The organism is Streptomyces sp. UH6 (genome assembly GCF_013421635.1).
GTDB classification, from domain to species: Bacteria; Actinomycetota; Actinomycetes; order Streptomycetales; family Streptomycetaceae; genus Streptomyces; species Streptomyces abyssomicinicus.
Window position 1 is genome coordinate 1 of the sequence record NZ_JACADT010000138.1, and the last position, 9,025, is coordinate 9,025.

The window sequence follows — 9,025 nt, forward strand, 5'->3', positions numbered from 1 at the left end:
CGCTGGCGGGCCTCGGTGACCAGTCGCTCGGCCTCGGCGCGGGCGGCGGCCATGGCCTGTTCGGCCTCGGCGCGGGACTCCTCCAGGAGCCGGCGGGCCTGCTGCTCCGTGCGGGAGCGCAGCTGCTCGGCCCAGGCGACGTTCTCGTTGACGTGCGACTCGACGGTGGCGCGGCGCTCGGCCAGTTCCTGGTCGAGCTGCTGGCGGCGGGTGACGGCCTCGGCGTGCAGCTCGGCCTGGAGACGGGCGGCCTGTTCGGCGTGCTCCTGGAGGATCCGCTGGGTCTGGGCGCGGACCTGGCTCAGTTCGCGCTCGGCGTCCTGGCGGAGCTGGTCGGCCTGCATCTGGGCGTTACGGAGGAGCTGTTCGGCGTGGTAGCCGATGTCGCCGCCCTCGAAGGGGGGCCGGAACATGAGGGTGCGGCGCGCCTCGTGGAGCTTGGCGCGCAGCACCTCGACCTGGTAGCCGAGGTCCTCGGCGTGCTGGATCGCCTTCTCCCGCTCGGTCTTCAGCCGCTTCATCTCGGCCTCGAACCGAGTCAGGTGGTCGACGTCATCCGCCGGTTCCCGCTCCTGGCTTTCGTAGCCCCGCACAGCGCGGTCCCATCCGTCCCCTGGTCGCAAGCGTGTCAACGAGCTCCGTCCAGTCGGTCGGACGGGGCCCCCGGGGAATGGTGTCGGACTCGCTGGGCAAGGGCTGCTGCCTGCCCGCGCGCCCCCCGATACCCGGACCCCGGCCCGCGGTCGTCACTCCTACGGAGACCCGAAGGAGACCCGGAGAAGAGACGACCGCCCCCACCCTACCGGCCCCTTTCGGGGGAGGTCAGTGGTCCGCGGACTCGGAAGGTGCGGAAGTGACCAGTTCTGTCAGGACTCCGTGGCAGTCCTTGGGGTGCAGGAAGGTGATCCGGGAACCCATGGAGCCGCGTCGCGGCTCCTCGTACAGGACCCGGACGCCCTTGTCCTTGATGTCCGCGGCGTCCGCGTCGACGTCGGCGGTGCCGAAGGCGATGTGGTGGACGCCCTCGCCGTTCTTGGCGAGCCACTTGGCGACGGTGGAGTCCTCGCGGATCGGTTCGAGGAGCTGGAGGTAGGAAGCGCCGCCGTCCGACGTATCGTTGATCTTGAGCATGGCCTCGCGGACTCCCTGCTCCTCGTTGATCTCGGAGTGGAAGACCTCGAAGCCGTAGGTGGACCGGTAGAACTCGACGGTCCGGTCCAGGTCGAAGCAGGCGATTCCGATGTGGTCGATGCGCGTCAGCATGCGGACCAGTGCAGCGCGCACCGGCCGGTTACGCAACGTGCGCGCGATCACACCCATGGCCCGATGACGCCCCGACGACCGCTCAGTACATTCGGAGAAACCCTCGTCAAGTCCACGGCCGGAAGGCCGGAAGGGACGCCATTTCCATGTCGGTCAAGAACAACGCGGCTGGAACGAACAGCACAGTGATCGTCGCGGGCGCACGCACGCCCATGGGGCGACTGCTGGGCTCGCTGAAGAACTTCTCCGGTGCCGACCTCGGCGGCATCGCCATCAAGGCCGCCCTCGACCGTGCGGGTATCGGGGGCGACCAGGTGCAGTACGTGATCATGGGGCAGGTGCTTCAGGCCGGTGCGGGCCAGATCCCTGCGCGCCAGGCGGCCGTCAAGGCGGGCATCCCGATGAACGTGCCCGCGCTCACCATCAACAAGGTCTGCCTGTCCGGCCTCGACGCGGTCGCCCTGGCCGACCAGCTGATCCGGGCCGGGGAGTTCGACATCGTCGTGGCCGGCGGCCAGGAGTCGATGACCAACGCCCCGCACCTGCTGCCGAAGTCCCGCGAGGGCTTCAAGTACGGCGCGGTCCAGATGCTCGACGCGATGGCCCACGACGGGCTCACCGACGCCTTCGAGAACATCGCGATGGGCGAGTCCACCGAGAAGCACAACACCCGCCTGGGCATCGGCCGCGCCGAGCAGGACGAGATCGCCGCCCTGTCGCACCAGCGGGCCGCGGCCGCGCAGAAGAACGGCGTCTTCGAGGCCGAGATCACCCCCGTGGAGATCCCGCAGCGCAAGGGCGAGCCGGTCGTCTTCAGCAAGGACGAGGGCATCCGCGCGGAGACCACCGCGGAGTCCCTGGGCAAGCTGCGCCCGGCCTTCTCCAAGGAGGGCACCATCACGGCGGGCTCGTCCTCGCAGATCTCCGACGGCGCCGCCGCCGTCGTGGTGATGAGCAGGGCCAAGGCCGAGGAGCTGGGCCTGGAGTGGATCGCCGAGATCGGCGCGCACGGCAACGTGGCCGGCCCGGACAACTCGCTCCAGTCGCAGCCGGCCAACGCCATCGCGCACGCGCTGAAGAAGGACGGGCTGGAGGTCTCCGACCTCGACCTGATCGAGATCAACGAGGCCTTCGCGGCGGTCGCCGTGCAGTCAATGAAGGACCTCGGGGTTTCCTCGGAAAAGGTGAACGTCAACGGCGGCGCGATCGCGCTGGGTCACCCGATCGGCATGTCCGGCGCCCGGCTCGTGCTGCACTTGGCGCTGGAGCTCAAGCGGCGCGGCGGCGGCGTCGGCGCGGCGGCGCTGTGCGGCGGCGGTGGTCAGGGCGACGCCCTGATCCTGCGCGTGCCCAAGGCCTGACCTCGGCCGGAGGCCGCCTCCCCGACCCGTTGGTCCCCTTTCCCCTCTGCTGAACGGAGCTGTTGGATGCAGGACGTCGCCTCGCTGGTCGCCCAGGCGCGGGAGGGCCGGCCGCGGGCCGTGGCCCGGCTGATCTCCCTGGTGGAAGGGGCGTCGCCGCAGCTGCGGGAGGTGATGGCCGCGCTGGCGCCGCTGACCGGCGGCGCCTACGTGGTCGGGCTGACGGGGTCGCCGGGCGTCGGCAAGTCGACGTCCACCTCGGCGCTGGTGACGGCGTACCGCAAGCAGGGGAAGCGGGTCGGCGTGCTCGCCGTCGACCCGTCCTCCCCGTTCTCCGGCGGCGCGCTGCTGGGGGACCGGGTGCGGATGTCGGAGCACGCCTCCGACCCCGGCGTGTACATCCGGTCCATGGCCACCCGGGGGCACCTGGGCGGCCTGGCCTGGGCGGCGCCGCAGGCGATCCGGGTGCTGGACGCGGCCGGGTGCGACGTGGTCCTGGTCGAGACGGTGGGCGTCGGGCAGTCGGAGGTGGAGATCGCCTCGCAGGCCGACACATCCATGGTGCTGCTGGCGCCGGGCATGGGGGACGGGATCCAGGCGGCCAAGGCCGGAATCCTGGAGATCGGCGACGTCTACGTCGTCAACAAGGCGGACCGGGACGGCGCGGACGCGACGGCCCGGGAGCTGAACCACATGCTGGGCCTCGGCGAGGCGCGTGAGCCGGGGGACTGGCGGCCGCCGATCGTGAAGACGGTCGCCGCCCGGGGCGAGGGGGTCGACGAGGTCGTCGAGGCCCTGGAGAAGCACCGGGCGTGGATGGAGGAGCGGGGCGTGCTGACGGCGCGCAGGCTCGCCCGGGCGGAGCGGGAGGTGGAGACGATCGCGGTCACCGCGTTGCGGGAGCGGATCGGGGACCTCCACGGGGACCGGCGCCTCGGTGCGCTCGCCGAGCGGATCGTCGCCGGCGACCTCGACCCGTACCGCGCCGCCGACGAACTGGTCGCCGGCCTCACCCAGCGCTGATCCCGCGCCCGCCGCCTCCGTGTCCCCCCGCCCGCTCCCGCGGCGGCCGGGGGGAACACGGAGGCGGCACGCGCGCCCACGGGGCAGCGCGCCGCCTCGTGGGCGCCCGTGCCGGCTACGGCCGGGTGCGCTGGGCGCGGAGGTGGTCGGCGATGGGGGTGAGGGCCGCCGAGAGGGAGTGGAGGGCCTCCGGGGGGAGGAGGCCGAGGAAGTGCCGACGGACCGAGGCCACGTGGTGCGGGGCGACCTTGCGCATCGTCTCCAGGCCCTGGTCGGTCAGGACGGCGAACAGCCCCCGCCGGTCGGACTCGCAGTTCTCCCGCCGTACCAGCCCCGCGTTCTCCATCCGTGTGATCTGGTGCGACAGCCGGCTCTTGGACTGCAACGTCGCCGCCGCCAGGTCGCTCATCCGCAGCCGGCGCCCCTCCGCCTCGGAGAGGTTCACCAGGATCTCGTAGTCGTTCATGGTCAGGCCGAACGGCTGGAGGTCGCGCTCCAGCTGGTGCGTCAACAGCCTGTTGACCTCAAGATGGGTGCGCCACGCGCACTGCTCCTCGGCCGTCAGCCACCTCGTGTCCGTCTCGCTCTCCATGCGGGCAAGTCTACCTAAGATGTTGAAATCTGGACTACTGGGTGGGGGCAACCGGGGCGAACCTCACAGCCCGAACCGCCGCTGGAGGTCGCCGAGCTGCCCCGGCATCCGCGGCATGCCCGACCCGAGGGGCCCGTGCCCCCCGGACGCGTGCCCCGGACCCCCGCCCGGTACACCCGGCTCGTGCGGCACCGCTCCCGTCGCCTGCTCCGGCATCAGCGCCTCGCTGGACTGGAGCAGCACCGTGCCGGCCCCGACGAACTCGAACTGGTGCTCCTCGCCGCTGGAGCCGCCGATGCCGGTCAGCGCCCGCAGTCCGCCCATCACGCCCCGGGCGTACCCGTGGTCGTAGTGGTGGCAGGGGGACGGGCAGTCCGCCCAGCCGACCAGCGCCTGCGGGTCCACCCGCAGCGGCGGCTCCATGAAGACCACCGGCCCGCTGGAGGCGGCGACGAACTTCCCGGTGCCGATCAGCGTCAGGAAGCCGGGCACGATCGACTGCTTGAGCGCCAGGCTGGGCTGGTAGGCGAGCAGGTTGCCGGCCCGGATGGTGAGGTTGCCGTCGTCCAGGTCGAAGGAGTTCACGTCGAAGGCCCGGTCGGCCAGCAGCATCTTGCCGGAGCCCTGCGCCACCACCCAGTCACCCGCGTGCAGCGGGGAGTGGAAGCTGGTGCGCACCAAGCGGTCCAGCGCCCCGTGGCCGATGCCGTTGAACTCGATCTGCCCGTAGTAGGCGATCATCTTGCCCTTCTGCAGGAACCACTGGGAGCCCTTGAGCTCCACGCAGAAGGTGTACGGGTTGACGTTGTCGTCCGCCGGGAGCGTGGCGGGGTCGAAGACCTGGACGGTCACAGCTTCTCCTCCGAGGCCTGGACGTAGACCGTGCCGCTGCCGCTGAGCTCCAGCTGGAACGCCTCCCCGGAGCCGCGGCCGACCATGTCCCGCCAGCCGAGCGCCGTGGACAGCTTGTTGCGCAGGTCGCCGCGGTGAGCGACGTAGGCCTGCGGGTCGACGTGGACCGGGCGCTGCGGGGTCACCTGGAGCTCGAAGACCCCGCCGTGGGCCATCACGGCGACCGAGCCGTGGCCCTGCAGGGTGGTGGTGAACAGGCCCTGGCCGGTGACCTGCCCGCGGACCATGCCCATCACGCCGCCCTGCGAGCCCATGAACATCGTGCCCTGGCGGAGGGTGCCGTCGAAGGCGAGCAGCCGGTCCGCCTCGACGTACAGGGTCTCGCCGGTGAGCGCCACGACGTGGACGTGGTGACCGCCGTGGCCGAAGTACACCGTGCCGCTGCCCTCGACCGTCATCAGGGGGGTCGCCTCGTCGGCGACCCGGCGGCCGATCATCGACATCAGGCCGCCCTGCCCGCCCTGGACGTTCGGGGTGAAGGAGACCTCGCCCCGGTAGGCGAGCATCGCGCCGCGCTGGCTGAACATGGTCTGCCCGGGGCCGACGGTCGCCTCGACCATCTTCGCGTTGACCTCGCGGAAGGGCATCAGACGTCCCCCGCCACCGTGTTGCGCTCGCTCGGCTGCACGTACACCAGGCCGTCCCCCTCGAACCGCATCTGGAAGGCCTCGCCGCCGCCCTCGCCGAGGAACGTCCGGAAGGTCACGCCGGACTGCAGCGTCTGGCGCAGGTTGCCCTGGTGGGCGACGTACGCGCCCGGGTCCACGGAGAGCGGGTACTGCGGCGAGACCCGCAGCACCACGGCGGGCCCGTCGGAGAGCAGGGCGGCCTGCCCGTGACCCTCGACGGTGGTGGTGAACAGCCCGTTGCCCTGGGAGGCGCCGCGCAGGCCGGTGAAGGTGGTGCCGGTGCGCAGGCCGGCGTCGGTGGCGAGCAGGTTGCTCGCCTCCACGTGGAGCGTGTCGCCCTGGAGGCCGACCAGGTTGATCTCGGAGGCGCGGTCGGCGAACCAGCAGGTTCCCCGCCCCTTCACCTCCATCAGTGTCATCTGCTCGCCGGTGAGGCGCCGGGTGACCATGCCGCGCAGGCCCTCGCCCCCGCCGCTGAGCTTCTTGAAGGCCATCTCCCCGTCGTAGGCGACCATCGACCCGTTCTTGGCCCGCACGGAGTCCCCGGTCATCTCGACGGCGAGCACCTTGCTTCCCTGAAGTCGGAACATCGCCACCCTGCGACCGTATCCGCCGGCGGGGCTCGGTGGACAGGGGCCGAAGGGGATGTGTGGCCCTGAAAATCCCCTTAGGGGACGGAAAGGGAACTCCGCGAGACCCGCGCCCGTTGGGCTGTCCGGGGGATGCCACAATGAGCCAGGCGCGCTTGTGCGTGTTTTCACAAAGTGTGACGTTCCTCCGACCGAAGGTGACCCGTGGAACTCCAGACCGCTGCCGCCCTCCGCCGCCTCCGCCTGGTGTCGGCGCCCGAGGCCGTGTCGTTCATCCTCCTGCTGGTGTGTTCGGTGCTCAAGCGCACCACCGAGTTTAACGCCGTACCGGTGATGGGCGCGGTCCACGCCGTGCTGTGGATCCTGTACGTCGTGTTCTGGGTGGACGCGTGGTACCGGGCCAAGTGGTCGCTGAAGACCGGCGCGCTGTACTTCGTGCTCGGCGTGCTGCCGTTCGGCGGCTTCTACGCCGAGCGCCGTCTGCGGCGGGAGACCGAGGACGCGGTGATCGCCGCCCGGGCGCGCAAGGAGATGGCGAAGGGGACGGCCACCGCATGATCGTCGCCTTCTCCGTGACCCCGCTCGGCGTGGGCGAGGACGTCGGCGAGTACGTCGCCGACGCCGTCCGTGTGGTCCGCGAGTCCGGTCTGCCCCATCGCACCGACGCCATGTTCACCTCCCTCGAAGGTGAGTGGGACGAGGTCATGGACGTGGTCAAGCGCGCCGTCGCGGCCGTGGAGGCGCGGGCCCCGCGCGTCTCGGTGGTGCTGAAGGCGGACATCCGGCCCGGGGTGCGGGACGGACTGACCTCCAAGGTGGAGACCGTGGAGCGGTATCTCGCCGCGGAGTGATCTCGCGGCGCGCGCACGCCCTCGCCGCCCACAGGGGGAGCCCCGGTCCGATGCGGGCCGGGGCTCCGTCGTGCCGTCGCCGGTTCGTCCTCGCCGGCCTGCCGCCGCCGGTTCGTCGTGGCCGGTTCTCGCCGTCGTTCCCCCCGCCCTCGTCCCCCGTATTGAGCGACTGCTCAAACAGGTGTACGTTTCGAGCCTCGGAGTTTGAGCGTTCGCTCAACTGCGCTGCCGGAACGGGGGGTTCAGGGTGGGAATCTATGTGGAGGCCAAGGTAAGGGCGGATCTCGAGGAGCTGTGGCTGCGTACCCAGGACGCGGCCTGCCACCAGCGATGGGACCTGCGCTTCACCGAGATCCAGCCGCTGCCCGGCCCCGAGGACGCCCCGGTCCGCTTCCGCTACGCCACCCGGGTGCTGCCGGGGTTCACCGTGGCCGGCACCGGCGTCTCGGCGGGGGAGCGGGAACGCCCCGACGGCACCCGGACCTCCGCCCTCCGTTTCGACTGCCCGCACCCGCTCTCCCCGCTCGTCGAGGGCAGCGGCTACTGGCGCTACGTCCCGGACGGCGACGGGGTGCGCTTCCTCACCGGCTACGACTACCGCCCCCGCTGGGGACGCCCCGGGGCCGTGCTCGACCGGCTGGTGTTCCGCCCGCTGATGGGCTGGGCCACCGCCTGGTCGTTCGACCGGCTCCGCCTCTGGCTGGAGCGAGGCATCACCCCGGAGCGGGCCCTGCTGCACTGGATCGCCGAGATGACGGTGCGCGCGCTGGTGATCGCCGTCTCCTGCTTCCTGCTCCTGGCCGGTCCGCTGCAGATCGCCGAGGTCGTCGGCCCGCTCGGCCCCGAGGCCGTCTTCGCCCTGCCGCTGGTGGCCGCGCTCGCCGTCACGCTCGCCCTGATCAAGACCCCGCTGCCCGGCACCCCGGCCGCCCGCCGCTGCCTGCGCACCCCGCCCCTGCGGGTCCGCGCGCCCCTGCTCCCGTCCCTCGACGGAGCCCGGGCGGGGGGAACCCCCGCCCTCGTCTGCGCGGAGGGGTCCGGGGCATGACGCGAGGATCGATCTTCCGCCGGGTGATGGGCGCCGACTTCGGCCGGCTCCACCCCGAACTGCGCCGCCGCTTCTCCGTCGGTCTGGAGAGCGGTGAGGCGTGCACCGGCACCGGGGTGATGGACCGCGTCTGGCACGGACGCGGCTTCGTCCGGCCGTTCCTGGCGCTCGGCGCCACCCGCAACATCCTGGTGCCCGAGGAGGGGCGCGACGTGCCGTTCGTCATCGAGAACGTCCCCTACGCCGACTCCTTCGGCCGGGAGACGGTCACCTTCGTGCGCACCTTCCACCTGCCGGGCGGTCCCCGCCGGTTCGACGCGCAGATGGTGCTCGCGCCGCGGGGCGACCGGATCCTCGACTACCTCGGCACCCACCAGCACCTCGCCAGCGACCTGCACCTCGCCGCCGGTGAGCGGGGGGAACTGGTCATCCGCTCCGGCGTGCACCGCTTCCGGGAGGGACCGGTGGACGTCCGGGTGCCCGAGCTCGTCGGCGGCGAAGCGGAGGTGCGGGAGGCGTTCGACGAGGAGACCGGGCGCTTCCGCATCCGGGTCCGCGTGGTCAACCGGTACTTCGGGCCGCTCTTCGGCTACGACGGCTCCTTCACCACCGTCCACACGGACGCCGCCCGCCTCGGTGTCCGCCCCGGGCTGCGGCCGGTGCGAGAGGAGGCCCGGGCGTGAGCGCCTCCGGCACGGACGGCGACCGCGACGGCGACCACGACGACGACCGCGACGGAGACCACGACGGCGACGG

Annotated in this window: 11 protein-coding genes and 1 pseudogene; 6 read left to right on the plus strand and 6 right to left on the minus strand. The window is 71.9% G+C overall.

Annotation, left to right across the window (positions count from 1 at the left end):
* A pseudogene (locus HW445_RS10300) lies at nucleotides 1–593 on the minus strand (hypothetical protein); the annotation flags it as partial.
* Nucleotides 594–822: 229 nt separating this feature from the next.
* Entirely contained in the window at nucleotides 823–1,263 is a 441-nt protein-coding gene (gene mce / locus HW445_RS10305) for a methylmalonyl-CoA epimerase (protein WP_151771202.1), read from the minus strand.
* A gap of 146 nt (nucleotides 1,264–1,409) precedes the next feature.
* Here mce and HW445_RS10310 point away from each other — a divergent pair, with 146 nt between their 5' ends.
* Nucleotides 1,410–2,624 carry an acetyl-CoA C-acetyltransferase gene (locus tag HW445_RS10310; protein WP_180220726.1) on the plus strand — a complete coding sequence of 405 codons (1,215 nt, stop codon included), beginning with the start codon at nucleotides 1,410–1,412 and terminating at the stop codon, nucleotides 2,622–2,624.
* Nucleotides 2,625–2,690: 66 nt separating this feature from the next.
* Nucleotides 2,691–3,647, plus strand: a complete 957-nt coding sequence (gene meaB / locus HW445_RS10315) for a methylmalonyl Co-A mutase-associated GTPase MeaB (protein ID WP_180220727.1) — start codon at nucleotides 2,691–2,693, stop codon at nucleotides 3,645–3,647.
* A gap of 115 nt (nucleotides 3,648–3,762) precedes the next feature.
* Here the strand turns inward: meaB and HW445_RS10320 are convergent, their stop codons facing one another.
* The 4 genes from HW445_RS10320 to HW445_RS10335 form a co-directional block, all read right to left on the minus strand.
* On the minus strand, nucleotides 3,763–4,239 hold the full coding sequence (locus HW445_RS10320) for a MarR family winged helix-turn-helix transcriptional regulator (protein WP_180220728.1): 477 nt from the start codon (nucleotides 4,237–4,239) through the stop codon (nucleotides 3,763–3,765).
* A 63-nt stretch (nucleotides 4,240–4,302) separates the two neighbouring features.
* On the minus strand, nucleotides 4,303–5,091 hold the full coding sequence (locus HW445_RS10325; RefSeq protein WP_308798799.1) for an AIM24 family protein: 789 nt from the start codon (nucleotides 5,089–5,091) through the stop codon (nucleotides 4,303–4,305).
* The gene (locus HW445_RS10330) at nucleotides 5,088–5,738 is read right to left on the minus strand and encodes an AIM24 family protein (protein ID WP_180220729.1); all 651 of its coding nucleotides are present in this window, start codon (nucleotides 5,736–5,738) and stop codon (nucleotides 5,088–5,090) included. Before HW445_RS10330 ends, HW445_RS10325 begins: the two co-directional genes overlap by 4 nt.
* A complete protein-coding gene (locus HW445_RS10335) occupies nucleotides 5,738–6,370 on the minus strand; it encodes an AIM24 family protein (protein ID WP_180220735.1) in 633 nt (210 codons plus the stop codon). Before HW445_RS10335 ends, HW445_RS10330 begins: the two co-directional genes overlap by 1 nt.
* A gap of 204 nt (nucleotides 6,371–6,574) precedes the next feature.
* Between HW445_RS10335 and HW445_RS10340 the strand changes: the two genes are divergently transcribed.
* From HW445_RS10340 to HW445_RS10355, 4 genes are all read left to right on the plus strand, one after another.
* On the plus strand, nucleotides 6,575–6,928 hold the full coding sequence (locus tag HW445_RS10340) for a DUF3817 domain-containing protein (protein WP_180220730.1): 354 nt from the start codon (nucleotides 6,575–6,577) through the stop codon (nucleotides 6,926–6,928).
* Nucleotides 6,925–7,221 carry an MTH1187 family thiamine-binding protein gene (locus HW445_RS10345; protein WP_180220731.1) on the plus strand — a complete coding sequence of 99 codons (297 nt, stop codon included), beginning with the start codon at nucleotides 6,925–6,927 and terminating at the stop codon, nucleotides 7,219–7,221. Before HW445_RS10340 ends, HW445_RS10345 begins: the two co-directional genes overlap by 4 nt.
* 247 nt (nucleotides 7,222–7,468) lie before the next feature.
* On the plus strand, nucleotides 7,469–8,269 hold the full coding sequence (locus tag HW445_RS10350) for a hypothetical protein (RefSeq protein ID WP_180220732.1): 801 nt from the start codon (nucleotides 7,469–7,471) through the stop codon (nucleotides 8,267–8,269).
* Nucleotides 8,266–8,952, plus strand: coding sequence for a DUF4166 domain-containing protein (locus HW445_RS10355; RefSeq protein ID WP_180220733.1), 687 nt, complete (start codon nucleotides 8,266–8,268; stop codon nucleotides 8,950–8,952). The genes HW445_RS10350 and HW445_RS10355 overlap by 4 nt, the downstream gene beginning before the upstream one ends.
* Nucleotides 8,953–9,025 lie beyond the last annotated feature (73 nt).